This is a genomic window from Vibrio sp. JZG10, assembly GCF_054064075.1.
On record NZ_JBSUGE010000004.1, the window covers coordinates 180,080 to 204,039 of the forward strand.

Sequence of the window (23,960 nt, forward strand, 5' to 3'; positions counted from 1 at the left end):
CTCTTACCTCTAGAAGAGGCGTTTTTATAGTATTTATTTCAAATTAGCGGCGGTTTGATTCCCCATCGCAATTAACTTATCTAAAACGCGCTCACCGTCGGCACGTAAACCGTTGTGCTCGTACTCGTTAGTGATCCACGCTTTTGAGTTTGGGATTAACGCGAGCGTTTCTCGGCTGATATCCATTTCCACAAACATATCATCGGCGTAAACGGCGCAACTGACAGGCACTTTGTTTTGAGCCAGTTGTGTTTGATCGTACAGCGCAGTCCAATCTTCTTTCGCGGCCAATATTTCAGCGGCATCTTTTAGTGGCTTGAGGTTGACGTATTGATCGAACATCCATGGGAAGACCATTTCCCCCGTAAAGTAAAATGGCTTGCCAGGTTCATAATTAAACTCTGAACGGCTTTGGCGAACACGGTGAGCACTCCAATTCGACGCAAAGCCTTGGCAATAAATCGATTCATGCAAAATGGCGTAAATCGGGTTGGTCTGGAAGTTTTGCTGCGCCAGCATGTCGTTGAGGAATTCATAACGAAGCTGAGGCTTACCGTTCACTTCAATCAAGGCACTTTCTAGCCAGTAATAAGTTGGCAAGAAGGTATCACTGACACCAAAGTTAATCCCAATTTGTTGGAACTGTTCGACAGTAAAACGCTGACCATTTGGCAGAAACTCTTCTTGCTCCAATAAGTGATTGGCAATGTTTTGGCAAAGTTGCTGTGCATTGGGAAATTGTTGGAAGAACGCTTGGTTTTTCTCCATGGTGCGTTTGAAGGTGGCTTCATACACATCGTCGGCATGACGCGAGACTGATGGCACGCCACCCGTAATGTAGCTTTGCAGCAAGCTGTCTGGGAACAAAGACAAATAGGTGAGGGAGCAAAACCCCCCAAAGCTTTGACCTAAGATCGCCCATTTTTCGACGCCAAATTGCTCACGAATGTACTCCGCGTCGCGCACGATGTTATCCGCTCGGAAGTGGCTCAAGTACTCGGCCTGCTTCTGCGGCGTGAAATGAGCCAGAGTCTGATGATTAATCACCGAACTATTGCCCGTACCGCGCTGGTCGAGAAGCAAAACTCGGTACTCTTGCAGCGCGCGTTTTACCCAGCCGTTATTGCCGTTTTGACGCGGAGAGGGAAAGCCTGGCCCGCCCTGAAAGTAAACCAACCAAGGTTTGGTCGATTCTTCATCGCCAACTAGGCAAACCGCACGAGCGAAGACTTCAATGGTGCCTTTACTCACGTCTTGGTAATCCAGAGGAACGGTAAAACTGTGGGGAGTGTAATGCAATCCTGCGTCGATAAATGATTGAGCGTTCATTGTTATCTTTATTTCCTTATTGAGGGGTAGCGCTACTTTACTGCGAATGGCGTGAAGAACCAATGCTATTTCCAAATCGCTTCGTCAGTTCTATACCTTGGTCAAATCAATGTAAGTTCAAGAAAATGAAACGATTAGCGACTGGTGCAACTGGTTGAGTGAGCTATGCTCAATAGAGTTGCGACAAAGTAAGAGCATGGAGGAAGTCGGATGAAAGTGTCACTGGCTCGATGGACAATTGTGACTTGTTTAATAAGCGTACCTACTTTTGCCGTTGTTACGCCCAACCCACCTCAGTTACAGGCAAAAGGCTACGTATTAATGGACTTTCAATCCGGTGCCATTATTGCCGAGCATAACGGGCGAGCAGGCCTTGCTCCGGCTAGTTTAACCAAGTTGATGACCGCTTACGTCGTTGGACAAGAAATCGAAGCGGGGCGTTTAAAATGGGATGATGTTGTCACCGTGAGCGAAAACGCGTGGTCGGCCAAGTTTCCCGGTTCTTCTAAAATGTTCATCAAACCGAAAGATGAAATTAGTGTTGCGAACTTAATGCGCGGCGTGATCATCCAATCGGGTAATGACGCGTGCGTTGCACTGGCTGAGCACGTTGCTGGCAGTGAACGCGGCTTTGTCGCCTTGATGAATGGTTGGGCTGAGAAGTTAGGGCTGCAAGACACTTATTTTGTAAACTCCCATGGTCTCGATAGTGAAGGCATCCAAACCTCACCCAACGATATGGCAAAACTCATGCAGTCGATCATCAACGACGTTCCCGCTGTGTATGCGCTATATAGTGAGAAAGTCTTCAAGTGGAACGACATTACGCAGTACAACCGCAATAAATTACTGTGGGACAATTCCATTGATGTCGACGGGGGCAAAACCGGTTACACCAGCAATGCGGGATACAGTTTGGTGAGCTCCGCCAAAGAAGGGAAAATGCGGTTGATTTCGGTAGTGATGGGCACGCCAAGTAAACAGGCTCGAACGAGCCAATCCAAGAATTTACTCAGTTATGGTTTTCGTTTTTATGACACCAAACAAGTTGCCAAACAAGGGCAGGTTGAGTCTAAAGTTCGCGTTTGGAAGGGAAATGACAATCAAGTTGAGGCGATCTTCGCCAAAGATGCCTATCTCACTCTGCCTCGTTCTATGACGGCTGGGCTTGATAAGAGTGTGGTGTTAAATGAACCGTTGATTGCGCCGCTCGCGCAAGGAGATGAAATTGGTAAGGTCGTTTGGAAAAGCGATGACAGTACCGTGGCGAGTTATCCCCTGGTCAGCAGCCAAGCGGTAGAAGAGGGCTCGTGGTTCGGTCAGCTTTGGGACAGTCTGGTGCTGTGGGTGAAATCGTTCTTTAACTAGAATAAAAACGAGCAGAAGTGTCTTTCTGCATTCTTTTGTTGATGGCCGCCCAGCTAAACGCTGGACGGTGTCTTATTTAACGGTTTATTCAGACAAGGTGATGATTGGTAAGTCATCCCAAATCTTGCTCTCATCCGATGCGCCACCGGAGAAGTTCCAAGGGCCTTTGTTTTGTTCTAGTGGACGGTAAGTGGCAGACAATCCATCCAAGTCCCAAGTTGTCACATAGAATCGAATGCCATCCAGTGAATCAGGTCGACCCAGCGCGTCACTCGCAAAGTCCATCGAAATAGTGTTATTGGCTTTGTCTACTGTCACTGTTGGTGCTGGCGTGACCGCTTCTCCCCATGTCGTCGCATTTGCTCCTTTGGTGTTGTAAATCGAGCTTTGCCAGCCAAAAACAACCGCATTACGACTCCAGGTTCCGCTTGGCATAGAAGCGTTGATCTTCGGTAGCTCAGACAAGTTAGTTGCGGCTTCTTCCGGTAAATCAATAAAGATGGTGAAACCCACGTGGTCGAAGCCGTTTGGTGGCAACCAAGTGTCGGTGATTTTGTCCATGGTGAAGGTCAAACGTACGTTACTGCCAACGGTAAACACTTCTGCTTTATTGATCGCGAGCTGGCTGCTGTCTTTGTCGAACGTTGGATCAGTTGGTAGCGAGTAGTTACCGTTAGGACCGCCTGTGCCGTCTTGCGCATCACCAGCATCATCAATGGTGTCATCCGGCGTGTTTGACCAGCTTAGGTTCGAAACAAAATTCACGTCCTCGATGCCTGCTTTTTTCTCGGTGGAATAAATCGCGAAGCGGTGCTGTTGTTCGCCAATTGCAAAGTGACGAGTCGACAGCGTGACGCTAAACTGACCATCATCGCCTACAGTAATGGCTTGCGCTGTTTCCAAGTTACCATCGACGACGAGGTTCAACTTCTCGTTGGCGTTCGCACTACCCGCGATAACAATATCACCTGTGATGGTTTGTCCTTCCCAATCTTGAGCAAGTCGGATATTGAGGTCTGGGATATCTACAGATTGATTGCTGCTTGTTTTTGAGTAAATCACTGCTGACTTGGCTGGCAACTCAAGGGTTACGTGACCATTTTCATCTGCGATTAACTGTTCTGGAGCTTCTGCCCAGTTAGACATGATTTGTTGTTGGAAGACGGTGCCACCAACTTGCTCTACATCGAGTTGGTTCATCAACATTGGCGAGTTGGATGTATTCATCATAACCAAGACTTCGTCGTTATCCAACGTTCGGGTAAAGGCGAAGACGCCCGCGCCCGCTTTATCGCTGCCAATCACTTTCATTTCGCCACGTGTCATGACTTTGTTTTCAGTGCGTAGCTTGGCAAGTTCTTGAATAAACAAGTACATCTCACTGTTTTGGTCGAACGAGTCTACGTAGTTGCCATCTTCACGATACCCTCCGGCGAACATCGCATCGCGCGCTGCTGACATTGCTTGCTCTGTACCTTGGTAAATCACAGGAATACCCGGTACGCTCATCATGGTGATCAGTGCTTGTTTCATATCATTGACGCTACCTTGCGACAGAAAACGCGGCATGTCGTGATTATCAATGAAGTTCGGCATGATGTATGGATTCGGGAACATCTCCATCATTTTCTCAAGACGGAAACGTAAATAGTCGGTCGGTTGCCCTGATGCAAATACGCGCGTCATGGTCGCTTGCAATGGGAAGTTCAGTACCGAGGTTAGCTGTTTCGGCGAGCCACTTTCACCGATGTAAGTCAGCATCTTCTCTTCGCCTTCGGTGTTGTATGGCGTAGATGTTTCGAATACTTCACCAAAAGTGAGGAAGTTGTCACGACCGGTATCAACCGCTTGCGTCATCACACCATCGTCGGCGTGTAGGAAATCGTTCCAGAAATCGTGTTCAACAAACTTCACCGTATCGATACGGAACCCGTCGACGCCGACTTCGCGAATCCATTTTCGGTAGCTCTCTTTTAGATAAGCGCGTACTTCAGGGTCGGACGTATTAAGGTCATCCAAATCAGAGAGCTGCCAGGTTTTTTCTTGTACCGGATCGTTGTGGTCGGTGATGGTTGGCGTCCAGTGGTAGCTGCCTGTGCCGTCTGTTTTACACTCGTTCATGTTGAGTGGGTACGGCAGCTCTTGTCCGGCGGGTAGTGCATTTTTAATCAAACGGAAGCCTTGGCAAGGTAGGCTTGGATCATAACTGTAAGGATCATCGTAGGTAAAGAAGTTGCCTACATGGTTGGTCACGATGTCCTGAATTAAGAACATGCTACGCGCATGCACTTCGCGTGCTAACGCTTGGTAGCTTTCCATGTCACCAAAGTGTTCATCCACTTTTTGGAAATCGCGCGCCCAGTACCCGTGGTAGCCGCCGTAGTTTTGCTCTGCATCCCACCATTGGTTTGCAACTGGCGGAGTAATCCAGATCGATGTGGCACCGAGATCTTCGATGTAGCTTAACTTATCGCTCACACCAACGAGGTCGCCGCCGCTGAATTTTTTATCCGACGTCGGATCGAACTCGTTTTGCCCTTGATCATTAAGAGCGCTGTCGCCGTCGTTAAAACGGTCGATCATCAGGAAGTAAATGATTTGATCTTGCCAATCAGGAGATGCCACGTGGCTGCCTGTATCGATTGGTGTGGTTTCGTCGCTTCCACAGCCAGAAAGGGCAAGAGCGATCGCGAAAGGAAGTATTTTTATTTTATTCATTGGGTTAGGTAGAGTTTCAAACACGGTTTTTGCCTCCGTTATGCAGCAATGCAGAAACGATAAAGCAAAGGTTTGAAATTGAGAGTGTCATTTCACGCCAAAAAAGACGTGAAATGATGTCACGAAGAGACGATTTTGATCTGACCGACAGTTTTAATTGAGCGGTTGCACAATAGGATATTGTATCGGGTAATGCTCTTTCGCGAGCTCGTTACCGGATTCATCATAAAGGCGGAAACGGCACTGCTTTGCAGTTTGAATGAGCGATAATTGCAGCACCCAACAAGCATAATGTAGCGAGTGTTGGGTCAAGCGCATTGTGTGAGGTGTGGGGTCATCATCGACGTAACAGTCAATCCTCGCAACGTTTTCAAGTCGGCATGCCAGTTCGATAAAGAGCGTGTATTGCGCCCCAATATTAATAAGCTGCCGAGTCGGGACAATATATTCCGTTGCGCCAATTAAAAGCCCCTTAGAGACCACATAATCACGCTGGTGGTTATTCTCAATGTAACGCTCCCCATCGACTTCATAACACAGGCGAAAGGTCAGGGGATGCGCCACCGGAAGTTCGGTCGTTGCCCAGAGTTCGGTGCCATGACTTAAAAAACGCTCGAAGAAGGCGGGGTAGCGCCGCCATGCGCCATCACGGTCACGGCATTCTACCGAGACCACTTTTTCAAACGCAATATTGTCCACTTCCATCCAGATTTTGCCGACAGGTTGGTCGATGTGGTTATCGTCGAAGGTATTGGCTTTGGCGTAGTACAAGCGGATCGGTTGCTGATTTAGCTGAGTTCGGTTATCCAAACATTGTTGGCGATACTGCATGGGTGAAAACGGATACCAACGACGAAAAGTGCGGTGAAAGTTCGATGGTTCTTCATAACCGAGTTGATAGGCGATTTGCTGCGTTGTGAGTTGAGTGTCGGCAAGCAAAGTGAGTGCTTGCTTTCTTTTAGCGAAATCAACGCATTGAGAGTAGCTCATTTGCTTTTCTTGCAGTCGACGTTGCAAGGTGCGTTTGGAGACGCCCAGTTGCCTTGCCGCTTGCTCTAACTTGAGCGCGTAATTACTGTTTTTGATGAACAAGGCGTTCAAAACACTCAGCAATTCGGGTTGTTCAATTGGTTGGTGGGAAAGCAGCAAATAAACATGTTTCACCAGTTCAAACACGCTTGAACTCGTTTTAGAATCTCGCGTTTCCTCTAGAAAAATATCGGCCGCGAGTGGATTGTTGGCGTGAACTTGTACCTGTACCTGTACCTGTATTGATTCGCTTAACTCAAGCATTTCCAACTGCATTTTGAGCAAGCCAAATACCGACTCCGCCCAATTTGGCATATCGCCCGTTCTGCATTCGACTTGCAGATGGATTTGGGCATCACCATGTTGCAATGTGACGTACAAACGGCGGTCGAATAATGAGACACTTTTACTCCACCAAAGCAGCCCTTCTTGGAGGTTAGGCGCTTCTTTCAACATCATGCATTGCAAGGCAACCAACTTCTCAATGTGCCAATATTCGCCGGCAATTCGCAGATGATTGTGACCGAGCTTTTTGCACAGAAAGGATGTAATAACGTTATCTTGAGGCAGCATGAGTTGAGTTCGGTTGCGAGCAAACATGCATTATTGCTGAAAGGATGAAGAAGTTCAGTGAGAACGCTCAAAGCCTTTCTTATCGTTTTATTTTCAAATTTATTTTGAAAATGTTTTTAATCGAAATCGGTTTTTCCCTTTATCTCATGAGGTTATGCTGTTACACAGCTTAAATTCATTAATTGGAGAACCTCATGGATATCGTACAAGCTGCAAAATCTCGTTACTCAACGAAAGTGTTTGACCCAACGCGCAAGCTACCTCAAGAAAAAATCGATGCAGTTAAAGAGCTGATTCGTTTTAGTCCATCGAGTGTGAACTCTCAACCTTGGCATTTCATTCTGGCAAGCACAGAAGAAGGCAAACAGCGCATCGCTAAAGCGGCGCAAGAGAACTACGCGTTTAACGCGGCGAAGATTCTCAACGCTTCTCACGTATTGGTGTTTTGTGCGAAAACAGGCATTGATAACGACTACATTGAAGCGCTAATGGCGCAAGAAGAAAAAGATGGCCGATTCCCAACTGAAGAAGCGAAAGCGGCTGTGCGCGGTGGGCGTAGCTACTTTGTAAACATGCACCGTTTTGATCTGAAAGATGCAAACCATTGGATGGAGAAACAAGTTTACCTCAACGTGGGTACGTTGCTGTTGGGTGCTTCGACGCTAGAAATCGATGCAGTGCCAATTGAAGGGTTTGATCCAAAAGTGCTGGATGAAGAATTTGGCTTGCGTGAAAAAGGTTACACCAGCGTTGTGATCGTGCCGCTTGGCTACCACGCGGAAGATGACTTCAACGCGAAAACGCCAAAGTCTCGCTGGGACGCAGAAACCGTATTCACCGAGATCTAATTCGAGCTTACTTACAGGTGACGTAGAACCCTGTAATCAATATATAAATCGCAAAAGAGTGAAAAAACGATGATCCACTTAGTTGCAGAAGTGAAAGCCTATCCAGACAGTAAGGATCAGGTGGTGAATTTGCTTGCTGGTTTGCTAGAGCCAACTCGCAAAGAAGAAGGCTGTTGCCAATACGAGTTGTATCTCGACGAAAAAGTTGAAGGCCTATTTATGTTCCAAGAAATTTGGGCATCGCAAGAGGCCTTGGATAAGCATTTGCAAAGCCCGCACATGGCGACGTTTCTTGAAACATTGGAAGAGAACGATTGGGTTGAATATACCCAGATTCGTCCTCTTCGATTTATCGCCTAATGACAGAAGGTTGCCAGCACGTTGGCGCGTTGCTGGCAGCATTTTTGTTGGATAAAGTCGCGGAAAGTCCGAATCGTTGGCGTCAGTAAGCGACGATCGGCGCACACCATGTAGAGCGGTACTGGGCCGCAATCCCACTCTGGTAACACTCGCACCAATCTTCCCTCGATTAAGTCTCGGCTGATGTCCATCAACGATTTATTCGCAATGCCTTTGCCTTTGATCGCTAACCGATGTGGCAAGTCACTATCGTTGCTCATCAAGTTACCGCTGACCACGACTTGTTCTTTCTCGCCGTCACGCGTGAGCGTCCATTTGTTGTAGACCGAATCCGCGACCATATAGCACAAACAGTTGTGTTGCGTTAAATCGGCAGGAGAGGTGAGTTCTGGATGTGTGGCGACGTACTCTGGCGATGCACATAAGATCCGCTCGTTTGACCCACACAAAGCCAACACGACCAGATTGGAGTCGGCCGGCTCGCCGTAGCGAATCGCAATATCGACAGGCTTGGTGTACATATCCGTCAAGCTATCGGACAGCTCTAGTTTGATGGAAACATTTGGGTAGAGATCGATGAACTCATCCACCCAATCGAGCAACATATTGCGACCAAAATCGGAGGGCGCAGTAATGTGCAGTTGACCAGATAACTCGCCACGCGCACTTGAGATCTGATCCAACCCCTCTTGCAATGTTGCTAACGCTTGCGTGGTTTTGTCTAAAAACAGTTCGCCCTCTGAGGTTAAACGCAGGCTTCGGGTAGAACGCACAAACAGCGGGAAACCGATTTGCCCTTCAAGACGCTTAATCGATGCGCTAATGGCAGCAGGTGTCATGTCCATGCTGTTAGCGGCTTTTGAAAAGCTGCCTTGGCGCGCTGTTTCGACAAAAATATTGAGGTCGTTGAGGGCTTTCATCGTGAAAAGGATGTTTGTGAAGTTTGAGCTACTATAGGGGAGATGAGCAAAGTAATTCAAGCTAAACGCCTTTGAAGGTGAAAACATTAGGTTAAGTGGTCACTTTGAGTTAGATTAGCCCGCCACTTACATCGCTACTGGATCAACAACATGAGCAACGAACAGCCGAATAACCCTCTGCATGGGTTGAGTTTAGAAAAAATCGTCACCCGACTTGTTGAACACTTTGGTTGGAATGGCCTGTATGAGCGCGTTCGAGTGAACTGTTTTAAGAAAGATCCGTCGATCAAATCTTCTCTGAAGTTTTTGCGTAAAACGCAATGGGCAAGAGACAAAGTCGAAGCGCTGTATATCGAGACGTTTTGCTAATCGCTCTATGGCCTGCAGCTAGCCGTAAGTAGATTCTTAGTCTCGCTATGGCTCGCTAGAATGACGCAGTTTTTCTTATCGCGTAGGTTAGAAGAGTCGCTCTGTTGTTACGTTTAAAGCGTGATTCAGAATCTACCCTCAGGATTGTATTGAGTCTATTTATAGCTCTATGGGCTCGCAGCAAGCGGTAGGTAGATTCTTAGTCTCACTTTGGCTCGCTAGAATGACGTGCTTTTCTTATCGCGTAGGCTGGAAGAGTCGCTCTGCTGTTACATTTAAGGAGAGATTCCGGATGGTCACTTAGGCTTGTCTGGAATAGCTTTTTAGATGGTTTTATAGAGGTCAGAGCTAAACTCGAACCGTCATTCTGAACAGCGAGGAACGAGCGTGATTCAGAATCTACTCTCAGATTGTATTGAGTTTATTCATCGCTCTAGGGTCTGCAGCAAGCGGTAAGTAGATTCTTAGTCTCGCTTTGGCTCGCTAGAATGACGCTAGTTTTCTTATCGCGTAGTCTAGAAGATTAGCCATACGTTATTCCCGACAGCGATGAAGAATCGCTGTCGGTAACCTCGCCTTTAATCTCTTGTTTCTTGCTACTCTAAATGATGCGTGCTACCCACAGTTCCTTCCAAGTCTAAAATCGACTGGCGAACGTGGTCTGGAATCGCCGCTTTTACGTTGTTCTTAAAATCAAACATCACACCAATAGCGGTCGCGATGGTCGCAATCTTACCCCACTTCTTACTCAGCACTTGGTATTCCATCGTGATGCGATCTTCTTGCATGTCGATCACGCGCGAGCCGACTAATAACGTGTCTGGGTAAGTGACAGGAAGCTTGTAGCGGCATTGCGTCTCGCTCAGTACTGGCCCAATTTGCGAGGTTTGCAGGTCGACTAGCAGATTAATTTTGTTGAAGTAATCTAAACGCGCCGTCTCGAAGTAGCGAAAATAGACCACGTTATTGACGTGTTGCAGAGCATCCATTTCACCCCATGCGACTTTGATCTCTGTGATAACGGGAAAGTCTTTTAACAGTGTGTCCATTTTTAGTGCTCCTTTTTTATCTGCATTGCCACAAATTGCGACGCGACTTATCACTTTGAGCATTTATTCTAGATGTAATCATTTAATATGTAATAAAATTGTTTTTAAAATGTGAAATGAAATGGCAATCTTATTATGTAAACTAGAAACTTTACATAATCGAGTTGAAGGCGTAAGTTTAACTAAGAGTAACCAAATAGGAGGTGTCTCATGACTGAGCTGAAAGGTTTCAATCTAGCCAAGGTGGAAAAACGCATTGACTGGACTGGCGAGCTGTTCAGTTTAAGGGTCTCAGGCGCGCCTCTTACCTTTAAAGCCGGCCAGTTCACCAAGCTTGCTTTGCTAGATGATGAGGGCAAGCCGATCAGCCGTGCTTATTCTGTGGTTAATGCGCCAAGCGAACAGTTCGATTGGTTGGAGTTCCTAATAGTAGCCGACCCTCAAGGACAACTTTCCCCAAGGCTCCAAAAGCTTAAATCTGGTGATAGTATTTATGTTGGTGAGACCGCACATGGTGACTTAATCCACGACTCTATTCCTAAACAGGCTCATGATCTGTGGCTGCTATCTACAGGTACAGGTATTGGACCGTTTTTATCGCTACTGGATGATATAAACTTACCACCTCATAATGAGCGAATTGTGCTTGTTCATGCGGTTCGCTACGAAAAAGATCTGGTCTATAAATATCTGATTGAGCAACTACAGCAACGATATGAAGGCAGATTAAAGTACATCCCGATAGTCAGTAGGGAAGTGGTGGATGGTCAGTTACAAGGTCGAATTCCCGAACTCATCGAATCGGGTAGACTGTCCAACGCTGCTGATGTGCCATTCTCTGCTCAAAGTAGTTTTGTCATGATGTGTGGGAACCCGCAGATGATCAAAGATACCTTGCCAGTCTTACAAGGGCTTGGGTTGGAAAAGTATCGTCCTAAAACAGGAGGCAATATCATCTATGAGCGTTACTGGTAGCGTTTGGTTAAATTGATATAACCATATTGAAGACATGATGATCACCAATAACAAAGTCGCTCAAGCGTCCTAGCTTGTTCGATCAAAAAAGCCACATGAAGTGGCTTTTTTAATATCGATAGAGTTAATCAGACTTATTGTTGATTAACGTACGCTTTAAAGCGAGCTTTGGTTTCTGCGTCTGCTTTTTGGTACCAGAAGTGCAGCATCTCTTCTGCTGTCGAATCTGATTTAACCGCAGTCGCTCTCGCTTGTTTCATATCTTCAGGAATCTTTGCTGGTAGTGTGACTGGTTGAGCAACGGCTGCACCAGCAACAGCGATAGCAGCAACGCCACCTGTTTTGTTGTAGCTTTCCACTTCACGCACGTAATCACGACCGATTTGCATACCCGGTTTGATCAATTTGTCTTGCTCAACAGCGACGGTGTTGCCTGAATCATCAACCAGTTTCCAATCTAAGTCCTTGATCTTTTCTTCCGCGTCGCGAAGGTTGCGGTATTCTGGCATTTGTAGCGTCAGCTCGGCATTGGCAGCGTCAAATCGTGTAACGATAACATCGCTTTCAACACTTAAACGGTCATTGCCTTGGTTAAAGTAAGGGGCGAAGCGAAATACGACTTGGTTAACGCCATCAGGTAACGTTAGTGTTCTTTCCGAGGCGAAAAAACCACCCGAAAGGTCTGCTTTTTCACCGTTAGCCGCTAATACTGAAACGTTGTCAGGAACACTCACGGTTACATCTGCGAATGCCATGCCACTCATTGCGAGAGCAAGCGCACAAGTTAAAGGCTTGATCAATTTCATTGTTTTTATCCTAAGCAAATTAGTGGTCATCGAGAGTGCATCGTTCATTGCCCGATTGCAACTCCCAAGTGTAAGAAGTATGAAAATTTAACAAGAACGTCATTTTTATCGCATTTATTACGGGGAAACTGTGATCCAAATAGAATCAAACCGCTGCAATAGAGCGGTTTGATATCATAAATTATAGATTAAATTTCTTTCTAACTTATTGATTTATTATATGCCTGCACCGTGTCCAGGCTCCGATTGGTCATCAGAAGCGTCTTGTTGTTCTGCCATTTCTTCTTGCTGTTGTGCTTTCTCAATGCTCAACCACCAAACAAATAACTCATACCAAATCGCCAGGATAACGGCACCTAAGAACAGACCAACGATGCCGTAGAAAAGCATACCACCGATGGCACCGAGCAGAATCACAGGCATTGGCACGTCGACGCCACGTCCCATTAACATTGGTTTGAACAGGTTTTCAGAAAGAGCTGCAACTACTACCCAGACAGTAAACATGGTGGCTGTCGTTGTATCTTGAGTCATGTACATGAAGCCAATCACTGGTAGTACGGCAAGCAGCGCTGGTAGCTGAGCGATACACAAGATCATCAGAATCAGAGTGAGCAAACCAGCTGCCGGAACGCCAAATACAAAGAAACCAGCACCGATCAGTAGCGCTTGAATCGCCGCCACACCGACTACGCCAAGCAGTACGCTTTTAATGGTTGCTGCGATAAGCGTGGTCCAGCTTTTAGCGTTTTCACCAGCGGTACGAATAGCGATGGTTCTTAGCCCTGATGCTGCAGATTCAGAGTACGTCATAAAACCTGCTGCAATCGCAAGTGACAAGATTGAAAGCAGTAAACTGCCCAATACACCGCCAAGTGTGCCTAGCAAAGAAGTGAGCGCGGACTTTATCTGCGGCATAAAGGTTTGAATCGCTTGTTCAAGGTTAGTCGCGAATAGGGTCCACACCTCATAGAGCTTATCACCTACGACAGGCCAATCCGCAACGGAAGGTTTTGGACCTGGGATCTTCACTTGTCCGTTTTGCAATACTTCAAGCGCATGCGTTGCACCATCTACAATGGAGCCTGACACCATAACAAGTGGTGTGACTAAGAGTGCAATACCAAGTAAAGCAATCGTCGTGGCTGCCAGGCCTCTGCGACCGCCATATGCACGCTCCAGCTTTTTTGTAAGTGGCATTAAAGCGACGGCTATAATTGCACCCCAAATAACGGGAAGAATGAAGGGTTTGATGATGTCGTACGTAAACATCAGCAAGACGAAGATCAAGCCAATGCGTATTGCTGACTCCACCATATTACTGATGAAAAGCTTACTGTCGATTTTTACCGATTGTTTATCCATTTTTGTTTACCTGATGATCAATGTTAGAACTGACGAGACTTGAAACAACAATCGCCATATAGAACACACCTGTAATGGCCTCTAAATACACCACGACTTGAGCCAATGGCGTTAGAGGGCTGATATCGCCATAACCAAGCGTGGTTAAGGTGACGAAACTAAAATACGCCGCATTAGAGAAATTCTGCCCCCAAGAAATGGCTTCCATCCCAGTGAATGAGGTTGGCGAGAACTCTAGAAGAATGAGATAGGCAATTGCCCACATCAGACCAAGCAGCAAGAAAAGCGCGACTGAGCCAATGACTTTGTTGCTATTGACGTGGCCAGTGAAAAGAATCTGCCTTGCGATGGATTTAAAAGTGCCGAAAAAGAACGCGAAGGTGAGGGCAAGCATCACTACATTCATCTCTCGGATGTTGAAAACGGTCTTGATCACAATCACAAAAACCCAAACGCCAAACAGGGTATAGAGGAAACGAGACCACATTTTGTCGAAGCGAAGGCTGGCAAAACAGACAATGAACGTGAGAACCGTGAACGCCTGTAGTATGTGTTCAATAGTCCCTTCACCCACCACTTGTGCCATCGCACTCCCTAGCAACAAAATCACCAGCGCTAAAGTTAGATAGAAGAAATTGTTTTCTTCATTAATGTTTTTGAGTTTTTTACCAATGACCATGGTTCTTCTCACTTAGTTACTGTTCATTTTCTGCCGATGAATCTTTCATCACCATGATGGACGCAGAAAGCCCGAATCGAAGAGCAACATCTTCTGGAAGTTCTTGGATTGAGATTCGCACCGGAATACGTTGTGCCAAGCGAATCCACTGAAATACAGGGTTCACGTTTGGAAGAAGGTTGTAGCCGACCGTGCCGTCTTTCGGCGCAATACCCCAACCGATAGAGTCAACCGTTGCGTCAATTGGCGTGTCTGGGTGAGACATCAAAGTGACACGTGCTTGGCTACCCGGTTCGATTTGCGCGAGTTGGTTTTCACGGAAGAAACCAAACACCCAGAAACTGTTCTTGTCGATCAGCGCCAGCAGTGGCTGGTTTGCGACCGCTTGCGTACCGTTTCGAATATCGAGGTTAGACACAAAACCATCGACGGTCGCATAAACTTTGGTAAAGCTGAGGTTAAGGCGCGCTGATTTTAATTGCTCTTCTGCAGATTTGATTTGCAGTAGCGATTCTTCGTAAGCGATTTCACGACGAATCAGATCCTTGTGAGAAACCGCGCCGCGGTCTTTCGCGCGAATATCTTTAAGGCGGTCGTATTCGATTTTTTTACCGCGAGAGCTAACAATGGCGCGTTCTAGTGCCACTTCGGCTTGAGACAAAGCAACTTCGTAAGTCGCAGGGTCGATTTCAAACAGTAAATCGCCTGTTTTCACTTCTTGGTTGTCTTGCACCGCAACATTTACAATTGGGCCTGATACACGAGGAGCTACTTTGATGACGTTGGCGCGCACTTGGCCGTCGCGTGTCCAAGGGTTATTAAAATACTCTTCAAATTTTTGATAGCCGAGCCAAGCTGCGCCACCAAGAATGACAAGATTGAGTGCGATTACGAATAGTTTTTTCATCTTGTTTGGCACCTAAAATTGAATATAAAAGCTGTCGATGGCCACCACATAACCGACCATGATGGCAATAAACGTCAGAGACGGAAAAGCAATGAAGCGAGACAGACGTGTCTTGTTCAATATCATCACCGTTATCCACGTTGCCGTGACGGCGAGAAAGAGCACCAGTAACGTGGGAGAAAAGTAAATGTCTCCCCAAGAGAGTTCATGAGGCATTAGAGATCCTCCGTTTTGTTCTCATCACTGGTCTCATCCGGAGTTTCGAGGCGCAAAGGCGGCAATACGCGGTTTTCTTCATTTAAATAACCATCCCAGTCAGTTCGTTCTGTCATTTGCTTGGCAATAGATTCACTGAGGAAGGGTTTGCCTGTTTGGGTTTGCCAGCCTCCACCTAGGGCTTTGTAGAGCGCGACAACTTGGTTCGCGACGTTCCCTTTGATCGTTGCGTAGCTGTCTTCTGCACGGGTCATTTTCTCTACCGAGTTGAGCAGACGTTCAAAAGAGATTTGGCCATTTTCGTACTGCGTCATGGAGATGTTGAATGCACGAATGGAAGAGTTGACTGATTGCAAACGTAAATCTTTTTGCTGCAAATACAGGTCATACGCTTCGATTGCATTGGTCACTTCATTAACGGCTTGCAGCACTTTTTTGTTGTAGTTCGTCAGCGTTTCTTGGAAGCGAGCATCTTCGAAACGAATGTTATTTTTCACGCGTCCGTATTGGAAAATATTCCAACTGAACGTTGGGCCGACCACCATGGTGAGTGAATCGCTAAAACTGAAACTGCTGCCATCGGGAACCGTACTGTCGATACCGATGGAACCGAATAGTGAAAAGCTTGGGTAAAGAGCGGTTTCCGCCACGCCAATTTGCGCACTCTGCGCGCGAGCTTGCATCTCAGAGACTTGTAAATCCGGACGGCGTATCACTAAGTTCGCATCCACTTGGGTATCCAACAGCGGTGGACGCGGCACAATGGAGCGCTCGTCGGTGCCCGATAACGCCGATTTTCTGCCTGTCGATTTGAACTGTTTTTCGTAGTCAGCAATTTGCTTATGCATTCCATCTGATTGCAGCAGCTCGTCTACTTCTTCCGGTAATGCACCTAGCAATAACGCCAACGCGGTACGTGATTGTTTCATCGCGACTTCGAGACTCGGTAATGCCGCTTTGGTAGTATAGAGTTGGTTTTTCGCCTGTTGAACGTCCAATTCTGTAACGTTGCCAGAGTCGAACTGAACCTGTGTAATGCGGACGACACGCTCTTGAATTTCGATGTTGCGACGAGACAGCAAAATGCGCTCTTGGAACGTGCGATAGTTAATGTAGTTACGCGCCACTTCTGCGGTGATGGTGACCATGATGTCGTGATACGACGCGATGGATGCGTAATAACCCGCTTCTGCTGATTCGATGCCACGAGCGTATTTGCCCCAAATATCCATTTCCCACGCAGCATCAAACGACAGAGCGGCGTTGTTTACACCCTGATCATTCACGTAGGCACGCGCTAGATTTCCTGACACGGTTTGAACTTGCGGGTATTGCAAGCCGGTCGAAATGCCGAGCAATGAACGTGCTTGTACAATTCGTAGCCCTGCGGCTTCTAAATCGAGGTTTTGTTTGCTCGCCAACTCAACCAGCTGATTGAGAGTTGAGTCATTAAATTGCTGCCACCATTGTTGTAGCTGTTGCTCGGATTGCTGCGTATCTTTGGCTGCTTTTTGCACCGACCAGTCACTTGGCATTGGCGCCTGCTTTGGATGAACATAGTCTGGCCCCACAGCGGTACACGCACTGAGTCCGAGCAAAGAAAGTATGGCGAGGCTTGGTTTGGTTAGTTTTGGAAGCATCATATCCCCACCTTTAAAAACGCTTCTGTTGTAAGTTCACCCAATCGATATCCTCGTAGGTTTGCTTGCAATGCTTGATTGCTTCGAACACGTTCCGTTTTAAATTCAGCAAGATATAAAAACCGGCTATCTCTGAATAAGCGTAGTCAGATAAATCTAACTCACTAAAAAAATCTTCCAGTTTATCTTCGAATGATTGGTAATCCTGACTGTATTGGTCGAATACGGAATCGAGTTCTTGTGTTGCTTGATGGCTGGCTAAAGCGCCCGCCATCAAAGGAATGATGGAATCGCGGTGTTGTTGGCGAAGCTGAGTAATCAGCGGATTGGTCATCAACTTTTTCTCGGCGGCCATTAAGATGTTGATGTGATTACTGAGTACATCACACGCTTTGCTAAACGCGCCAATCGCTTCTGGCGTGGTTTTGTCAAAGTGTTTGTGGTTGATTTTCGAACCCCAGACTTTGAGCTTTTTCGATGAGACATTGAGCGTCACCAAGTGCAAGGCCCGTTTGAGCGGCGTAATAACCGAGCTAGACTGCTGTTGATAGGTAGTGAACAGCTCTCGGGTATGTCGGAAGTAGCGTTCTTTTATGGTCAAAAAGAGGTGTTCTGGTCGTGAGCTAAACGGGAAGTAGTGCGCGAAAATAATCATGAACACCACCATGTAGAACAACAGCATGATCGTCATGAGGATCCCGAAGTGATAGAACATGTTGTTGTCTAAACCGAGAACAAACAAGCCCACCATGTAGAAAATCGTCACTGGCCCGTTAAACAGATAAAAGCCGATAAAGGTGTAGATAAAGATGAACAGGCCAAGTTCTAACCCGAGATCCAATTGCGGAAGAATGAAGACGTAAGAAGGCACCGCGAACAAGAAGCCGAAAGTGAACAGCACAAGCAACAAAATTGGGTGCACAGGCACGAACGACAGCAAAGACATAAACATGGTCGAGAAGACCACGAACGAATAGCCGCCTGGTGGATTGAAATAAATCCAAATCAGTCCAGCAACCCAATAAGTGACAAAGGTTTTGACCGCGGTTTTAAAGTTTTCTGCGTCCCACCATAGAAACTTGCCTTTCGGTTTCGGCAGCGGCACGTCAAAGGAGACATTGTTCGTCACAGAGTCAATGCAGCTAATGCTCTCCGCTAAACGCGACAAGTTTTGATGCATGAGCCCCAAGAGGTGCCCCAGCATAAGCGCAGAGCCTTTCTCTAGGTGCGCCGCGTCTTCAAGCAACGCCTGGTTGTATTCGACTTTGAACTCTTGAGCACGAAAAGCGGGCTCTTTTTCGTCCCAGACTTGTTGGCAGGTATCAAATAGCGCGTCAATTTCCGCCACGGCTTGATCAAAGTTGCTGATGCTTTCACGGTCTTGCTGGTGGCTAAAGTGGCTGTGCGCCGCAACGGTCAATTGTTGCGTTACTTGCTTGTTCAAATGAACCGCCAAGCGCCACTCTTTCATGTAGGCCGACACGTCGCTGCATTCCACACTGACTGTGGCAAAACGCTGTTCGAGCGCATTTTGGGCGGCAAACATCTGTTCGATAAGAGAATCCACGCTAGGTTGTGGCTCTTCTGCTTCTGGATTTTCTTCTCCCTCTTCTTGAGGAGAGACTTGCCCTGCCGATTTTTGCTCGAAATTTTGCAAGATAGCGGTGAACAGCGCGCGTTGTGCTTGGTTGAGTTGTTCGATGAGCTGTCTTAGGTTTTGTTCTGTTTTGGTCGGGAATAAGAAAGTCCCCACGAGTGTGTAAACCACCACCCCAAACACCGTCATATAAGCGCGGTCAACGCCATAAAGAAATGCACCTTCTGCGTCACCGCCATTGGACATCATCAGCGTCATCACACCGGTCAGCATGAGTAGCGTTGGATCTTTTTGATAGGCATTACGGAAGTAAAAAATGAAAGAGACCACAACCGACACGCTCAGCATGTACAGCAAGCGGTCTTGAGCAAACAACCCCACCAGTAACAAGCCAACGACGGCGCCAACCAACGTACCGAACACGCGTAAGGTACCTTTTGCGAGTGATTCACGACGACTGCCTGTGGATGCAATCAGCATCACTGTGGTTGCGGCCGTCGATGCTTGCGGCCAACCCATGGCAAACGGGATCAGATAAGCCAGAGTCAGGCTAAGCGATACTTTAATAGCGAATTTTATTTTGTCGTTAATAGTGTCAAAGTTTGCTCAGGCTTATCGTTATAAGTTGATGAATTTCTTATATGAATAATCAGAATCTTGTTCTGAATAAATTCGGGGGGCGGAATATAGCGGGTGAAAAAGTGTGCTTTGTAAACCCTTTGTCAAAACACAAAGTACGTATTTGGCTCGATCTCGCGCTAGCCCTTGGCGTTATTGACGAAACGCCTAAACGAGCAAAATCGCGATCTGTGACGATTCTCACTTTTGAAACAAAAACGTCGTGTTGTGTGAGCCAATTCTCACCTTATATCCTTCGCCTGATACTAAAGCAGGCCACTCGTACCATCTGCAATGAGCTTTGCTGCTTTAAAAAGCATAGATGATGAATGGGTATTTGAGAGGGAAAGTTATTATTTTTTATCGGCTTGCCGATTGTTCGCTTGCTTTTTTGGATCGAGATAAAAAAACCAAAGCGATACCACCAAGAATGATGCCACTGGTTAAAATAGTGTGTAGTGACAGAGGCTCGTGGAGTACGACGGTACCTAGCAGCAAAGCAATGGCTGGCACGGAAAGTTGGCTGACGGCGGCCTGAAGTAAAGAGAGCTTACGCATTACTTGATACCAAAGCGTATAACCAAGGCCAGATGCAATGGCGCCAGACGTGATAGCGAGCAAGATTCCACTCAGAGAGAGATGGATTGAGGACAGCATCAACGGCGATAGCAGTATGCCAATTATAGATGCAGCGATAAATCCCCACGTGATGCCACTACTTGGAGAAGGCGCTTGTTTGCCGAGCGCAGTAAACGCAGCCCAACAAACGCCAGAAATCAACATGAGAAGTGCAGAACTGATATCGGGGCGAGTGGCTGATGGCATCATTAACCAAACAAAGCCAACAATCGAAAGACCGATACCGATGATTTCGAGAAACTGAAAGCGCTCACCTTGCCACCAATAGATTGCCAGTAACGTCAGTTGTACGGCACCAAACAAAAGCAAAGCACCGGTTCCTGTCGCCAGTTGTAAGTACGCGAAAGAGAAAAGGGCAGCGTAACCAAATAACGCCATGCCAGCAAAAAAGCGAAAGCGAGAAGTTGGCCGATCGGTTTTCCACTGACCTCTCACGACAAGCAATGCGATTAAGGTAAACGCGCCAGATATCAATCGGACGAGAGTGAAGCTTCCTGCATCAATTAACCCTTCGGCCAATGCAAGTCGGCACAATAATGAATTGGCGGCGAACGCCAGCATCGTAATAGCAGTGAGTAAAAAGGTCGACATCCTTGCCCCTTAACGCAGAAATATGGATTGAGTGTAGCGTCAAACGACCTTTTTCATTAGTTGATAAAGTGATTAGTTATAGCTGTCAGAGCGAGAAAACCATCAAAAATCACCAAAGAAAACCTGACCTTAGCCTGAGTGTTACTGTGGTAGGGATGGTTGTTCGTACAATGACTTGATGGTGTTTTTCAACCATAGCAATTTGGGATTGTACGCATTGCGTTTATGCCAAATCATGGTAAATGGAATCAGTAACTTGTCTTGTTGAGTTTGGTCTAACGGAATTGGCAAGCACACCAAATCGAGATGCAGCTTTTCTGTGTAGCTTTTGCAATAGTGCGGCGCGGTGGTGATCATGCCATGCGTCGGCTGCGCTGCCATAAAAAGGGATTGCTCAAAGTTGGACATCGTCAGCCCGATAGAGCGCTGTAGCCCTAGTTCCGTTAACACTTCATCCAACGCCCAAGTTTCACTTTTTTCCCAAACAATATTGATGTGTTGGTAGCTCAGAAAGGTCTCGAGATTCCACTCTTGCTGTAATGCCGGATGATTTTTATGTAAATACACCATCGGCAGGTCATAAAATAGAATCTCAAAATCCAAGAAATATGGCAGAAGATCCAACGACTCTTTCGATCTCGGGTGACTTTCTCGGCCGGTAAAACCGATATCCGCCTCGCCTCGAATGATGGCGTCGAGTGAATCGTAATCCCAGTTACTGGTTTTTACTTTCGCTTCAGGGTATCGCTGGTGGATAGCGACGATGAGCCTGTCCAGCACCGTGAGCACTAATGGCGACTCAATCGTGATATCAAAACGCACTCCTTTAGGCGTAATATCGCTGCGTTTTTCTGCAATCTGGCTGCCAATTTGCAGCCATTCTGCTAGATCTTGCTCCATGCTTTGCGCCAAAGGCGTTGGCGCAAGACCTTTAGGTGTTTTGACAAACAAAGGATCATCGAACCAATGACGAAGTTTGTTGAGCGACTTACTTACGGTAGAGGGCGTAACGTTCAGCTTTTTCGAGGCTTTCGAGACGCTTTGTTCTTGCAGCAATAATTGCAGAGTGAACAATAAGTTTAAATCAAGTCGCGCTAGGGATTTCTTCATAATGGGTATCGTGAACAGGCTTTGGAATCAATAGTATTAGAGCAAGGCTGATTACGCTACCTAACACTAAGATAAACACCAACATATTCAGAGCACTAACGCCGATGAAACCCATAAACCAAATATAGAACGCTGAACTACAAACTTGAGCAATGCCCAGTAGTGAGCTCGCCACGCCAGCTTGTTGAGAGAATGGGCTGAGCGCTTGGCTCATGGCCACGCCAAAGCCACAAGCGAAACCAGCGCAAATCAGCCCAAGTCCGAATACATAGTAATGAGATTGCCCATCATGGAAATGGGCAGCACTGAGCACGATGCCTGCACAAGCGAGCAATACTTGAGAGGTGATCATTAAGGTTCGCTGTTTAAAAATCCCCAATGCCAATGGCGCCGAGAACGAAATCAACATACTGATCGTCGCAGTCCCTGCCATGATGGAAGAATAGCCACCGCGATCAAAACCAAGCATGCTCATCACGACAATTGGTGAAGCGTTAACAAAGGTCAGAATGGTGATCACTCCAAGTGCAGTAATGATCAGCCTACTGATAAAAAATCGCTCGAAGAAAGTCTCTTGATGGCTCTCTGGCGTTGTCTGTTCTTCACCTTGTTGGCTGGGTAGTGATTCCTTGAGAACAAAAATGGCCAATACACTGACGAGAATGCCCATTCCTGCCATTGTGGTAAACAAACTTGGCCAAGGAAACTTCAGCATAATCAAGTGACCAATCACGGGGGCGATCACTGGAATGATACAGGTGATGCCATTGAGCATCGACAATACTTTCGCGCGGCGTTCATCGTCTAACGTGTCGCGTAAAATCGCGAATGCGACGACATAGCAAGATCCAGCTCCGATGCCTTGGCAAAAGCGAGCAATCAAAAAAGTGTTTGGTTGCTCAGCCATCCCGCCGAGAAAAGACGCGAGCACGAAGATCATCGCGCCGACGACGGCAACAGGCTTTCGTCCCACAGAGTCTGCAATTTTCCCCGCGAATAACATGGTGGTAGCCATGCCAGCTAAATAGATCGAAAACGCAATATGCAACTGAGATTCACTGGCGTTGAGATCTGACGCAATTTGAGGCAAACCAACAAGATACAAATCAATGGCAGTAGGGTAGAGTAAAACGAGTGCAAAACTACAAAGTAAAAAACGGGACATGGAAACCTCTCTATCGAATGGCGAGGATAATAGAGTGCTAAACGTTTGCCTGCGAGTGGGAAATACGACACTAGGTATTTCTATTTACGACATACCCTGTATGAATTGAGCATAAAAACAACAAGGAAGATTATGATTACCATTGAAAAGTATTCGCCTGAGCGACATGAACAAACTTGCGAACTTAGCGTGCTAGAAGAGCAATCGCAGTTTACGGTCGCGGATGTGGGTGAAATGCTTACACGTCTTGAACCCACAGAGCTTCCGCATCTGATTCTGGCGGACGATGATGTGGTTGGCTTTTTTCTATTTGATGCAGCTTACAGCGAGAAATACGATTTTTGCCCGAAAAACAGTTTAGGCGTGCGTGCTTTGCTGGTGGATCACCGTCATCAAGGCAAAGGCATCGCCAAGCAAGCCATTCAACAGTTTGCCGATTTCGCCAAACGCCATTATCCCGAGTTTGATGCGCTTTATCTCACCGTGAATTGCCGCAACATACCCGCTTATCAGTGTTACTTAAAATCAGGGTTTGAAGATACCAATGAGCTTTACCACGGCGGCCCCGTTGGACCGCAGCACATTATGAGACAACCGCTTTAACTAGAAAAACACCAAGGATGGAAATATGAGAATTGAAATCGACAATTTATAACGGCCGCAGGTGATTGCGTTGTTGGAAGAGCATTTACAGGACATGTACGCTACATCGCCACCAGAGAGCGTGCATGCGTTAGATGTAAGCAAGTTGAAGTTGCCTTCAATCACGTTTTGGACGGGTTGGGATGGTGAGCAGCTATTGGGATGTGTGGCAATGAGCTAACTAGAAGATGGTCACGCAGAGTTGAAATCGATGCGTACGACGCCGTCGGCGAGAAAACAGGGCGTGGCATCCCGCTTACTCAATCACGTGATTGAGCAAGCGAAACATCAGGGGATACAACGTCTAAGTTTGGAAACTGGGTCGATGGCATTTTTTGAACCCGCGCATCGCCTATATGAAAAACATGGCTTCGCGCACTGCGAGCCGTTTGGCGACTATCAACCTGATCCAAACAGCCGCTTTATGACCCTAACGTTGTAGCCCAT

At 46.8% G+C, this 23,960-nt stretch carries 21 protein-coding genes and 1 pseudogene; 7 read left to right on the plus strand and 15 right to left on the minus strand.

What is annotated here, in order from left to right; all coding sequences use genetic code 11:
- Positions 1 to 33: 33 nt before the first annotated feature.
- Entirely contained in the window at positions 34 to 1,329 is a 1,296-nt protein-coding gene (locus tag ACWYVB_RS07715) for an alpha/beta fold hydrolase (RefSeq protein WP_457528598.1), read from the minus strand.
- Between the two features lie 210 nt (positions 1,330 to 1,539).
- On the opposite strand from ACWYVB_RS07715, the gene ACWYVB_RS07720 reads away from it, so the two are divergent.
- Entirely contained in the window at positions 1,540 to 2,697 is a 1,158-nt protein-coding gene (locus ACWYVB_RS07720; protein WP_457528599.1) for a D-alanyl-D-alanine carboxypeptidase family protein, read from the plus strand.
- Positions 2,698 to 2,781: 84 nt separating this feature from the next.
- Here the strand turns inward: ACWYVB_RS07720 and ACWYVB_RS07725 are convergent, their stop codons facing one another.
- Together ACWYVB_RS07725 and ACWYVB_RS07730 are read right to left on the minus strand one after the other, a co-directional pair.
- Entirely contained in the window at positions 2,782 to 5,439 is a 2,658-nt protein-coding gene (locus ACWYVB_RS07725; RefSeq protein WP_457528601.1) for an alpha-amylase family glycosyl hydrolase, read from the minus strand.
- Positions 5,440 to 5,568: 129 nt separating this feature from the next.
- On the minus strand, positions 5,569 to 7,044 hold the full coding sequence (locus ACWYVB_RS07730; protein WP_457528602.1) for a helix-turn-helix transcriptional regulator: 1,476 nt from the start codon (positions 7,042 to 7,044) through the stop codon (positions 5,569 to 5,571).
- Between the two features lie 167 nt (positions 7,045 to 7,211).
- Here ACWYVB_RS07730 and ACWYVB_RS07735 point away from each other — a divergent pair, with 167 nt between their 5' ends.
- Together ACWYVB_RS07735 and ACWYVB_RS07740 are read left to right on the plus strand one after the other, a co-directional pair.
- The gene (locus ACWYVB_RS07735) at positions 7,212 to 7,865 is read left to right on the plus strand and encodes an oxygen-insensitive NAD(P)H-dependent nitroreductase NfsB (protein ID WP_005480118.1); all 654 of its coding nucleotides are present in this window, start codon (positions 7,212 to 7,214) and stop codon (positions 7,863 to 7,865) included.
- A gap of 69 nt (positions 7,866 to 7,934) precedes the next feature.
- Complete coding sequence (locus tag ACWYVB_RS07740; protein ID WP_021822050.1) at positions 7,935 to 8,225, plus strand: putative quinol monooxygenase; 291 nt, start codon at positions 7,935 to 7,937, stop codon at positions 8,223 to 8,225.
- On the opposite strand, the gene ACWYVB_RS07745 is transcribed toward ACWYVB_RS07740, so the two are convergent.
- Positions 8,222 to 9,145 (minus strand): LysR family transcriptional regulator, encoded by a 924-nt coding sequence (locus tag ACWYVB_RS07745; protein ID WP_005484216.1) that lies wholly within the window; start codon positions 9,143 to 9,145, stop codon positions 8,222 to 8,224. The genes ACWYVB_RS07740 and ACWYVB_RS07745 overlap by 4 nt on opposite strands.
- A gap of 150 nt (positions 9,146 to 9,295) precedes the next feature.
- Between ACWYVB_RS07745 and ACWYVB_RS07750 the strand changes: the two genes are divergently transcribed.
- Positions 9,296 to 9,514: a VF530 family protein gene (locus ACWYVB_RS07750; RefSeq protein WP_005396617.1), complete on the plus strand. Its 219-nt coding sequence runs from the start codon at positions 9,296 to 9,298 to the stop codon at positions 9,512 to 9,514.
- 596 nt (positions 9,515 to 10,110) lie between these two features.
- On the opposite strand, the gene ACWYVB_RS07755 is transcribed toward ACWYVB_RS07750, so the two are convergent.
- Positions 10,111 to 10,563 (minus strand): acyl-CoA thioesterase, encoded by a 453-nt coding sequence (locus tag ACWYVB_RS07755; protein WP_258658025.1) that lies wholly within the window; start codon positions 10,561 to 10,563, stop codon positions 10,111 to 10,113.
- A 210-nt stretch (positions 10,564 to 10,773) separates the two neighbouring features.
- Between ACWYVB_RS07755 and ACWYVB_RS07760 the strand changes: the two genes are divergently transcribed.
- Entirely contained in the window at positions 10,774 to 11,538 is a 765-nt protein-coding gene (locus ACWYVB_RS07760; protein ID WP_047009626.1) for a ferredoxin--NADP reductase, read from the plus strand.
- 134 nt (positions 11,539 to 11,672) lie between these two features.
- Here the strand turns inward: ACWYVB_RS07760 and ACWYVB_RS07765 are convergent, their stop codons facing one another.
- The 10 genes from ACWYVB_RS07765 to ACWYVB_RS07810 all read right to left on the minus strand — a co-directional run bounded on the left by ACWYVB_RS07765 (position 11,673) and on the right by ACWYVB_RS07810 (position 22,871).
- Positions 11,673 to 12,344 carry a DUF2057 domain-containing protein gene (locus ACWYVB_RS07765; RefSeq protein WP_054866817.1) on the minus strand — a complete coding sequence of 224 codons (672 nt, stop codon included), beginning with the start codon at positions 12,342 to 12,344 and terminating at the stop codon, positions 11,673 to 11,675.
- Positions 12,345 to 12,560: 216 nt separating this feature from the next.
- Positions 12,561 to 13,709: an AI-2E family transporter gene (locus ACWYVB_RS07770; RefSeq protein ID WP_005396613.1), complete on the minus strand. Its 1,149-nt coding sequence runs from the start codon at positions 13,707 to 13,709 to the stop codon at positions 12,561 to 12,563.
- Complete coding sequence (locus ACWYVB_RS07775) at positions 13,702 to 14,388, minus strand: potassium channel family protein (protein ID WP_168187734.1); 687 nt, start codon at positions 14,386 to 14,388, stop codon at positions 13,702 to 13,704. Before ACWYVB_RS07775 ends, ACWYVB_RS07770 begins: the two co-directional genes overlap by 8 nt.
- 16 nt (positions 14,389 to 14,404) lie before the next feature.
- Complete coding sequence (locus ACWYVB_RS07780; protein ID WP_457528607.1) at positions 14,405 to 15,295, minus strand: efflux RND transporter periplasmic adaptor subunit; 891 nt, start codon at positions 15,293 to 15,295, stop codon at positions 14,405 to 14,407.
- Between the two features lie 12 nt (positions 15,296 to 15,307).
- Positions 15,308 to 15,511 carry a DUF1656 domain-containing protein gene (locus ACWYVB_RS07785; protein WP_005462724.1) on the minus strand — a complete coding sequence of 68 codons (204 nt, stop codon included), beginning with the start codon at positions 15,509 to 15,511 and terminating at the stop codon, positions 15,308 to 15,310.
- Entirely contained in the window at positions 15,511 to 17,154 is a 1,644-nt protein-coding gene (locus ACWYVB_RS07790; RefSeq protein ID WP_301661380.1) for a TolC family protein, read from the minus strand. Before ACWYVB_RS07790 ends, ACWYVB_RS07785 begins: the two co-directional genes overlap by 1 nt.
- 10 nt (positions 17,155 to 17,164) lie before the next feature.
- The gene (locus ACWYVB_RS07795) at positions 17,165 to 19,339 is read right to left on the minus strand and encodes an FUSC family protein (protein WP_394625941.1); all 2,175 of its coding nucleotides are present in this window, start codon (positions 19,337 to 19,339) and stop codon (positions 17,165 to 17,167) included.
- Positions 19,340 to 19,726: 387 nt separating this feature from the next.
- Positions 19,727 to 20,596, minus strand: a complete 870-nt coding sequence (locus ACWYVB_RS07800; protein WP_457528610.1) for a DMT family transporter — start codon at positions 20,594 to 20,596, stop codon at positions 19,727 to 19,729.
- 141 nt (positions 20,597 to 20,737) lie between these two features.
- On the minus strand, positions 20,738 to 21,706 hold the full coding sequence (yidZ, locus tag ACWYVB_RS07805) for an HTH-type transcriptional regulator YidZ (protein WP_045545547.1): 969 nt from the start codon (positions 21,704 to 21,706) through the stop codon (positions 20,738 to 20,740).
- Positions 21,681 to 22,871, minus strand: coding sequence for an MFS transporter (locus ACWYVB_RS07810; RefSeq protein WP_301641116.1), 1,191 nt, complete (start codon positions 22,869 to 22,871; stop codon positions 21,681 to 21,683). Before ACWYVB_RS07810 ends, yidZ begins: the two co-directional genes overlap by 26 nt.
- A gap of 132 nt (positions 22,872 to 23,003) precedes the next feature.
- Here ACWYVB_RS07810 and ACWYVB_RS07815 point away from each other — a divergent pair, with 132 nt between their 5' ends.
- Entirely contained in the window at positions 23,004 to 23,474 is a 471-nt protein-coding gene (locus tag ACWYVB_RS07815) for a GNAT family N-acetyltransferase (protein ID WP_005499894.1), read from the plus strand.
- A 61-nt stretch (positions 23,475 to 23,535) separates the two neighbouring features.
- Positions 23,536 to 23,955 (plus strand): annotated as a pseudogene (locus ACWYVB_RS07820) (GNAT family N-acetyltransferase).
- Positions 23,956 to 23,960: the final 5 nt, after the last annotated feature.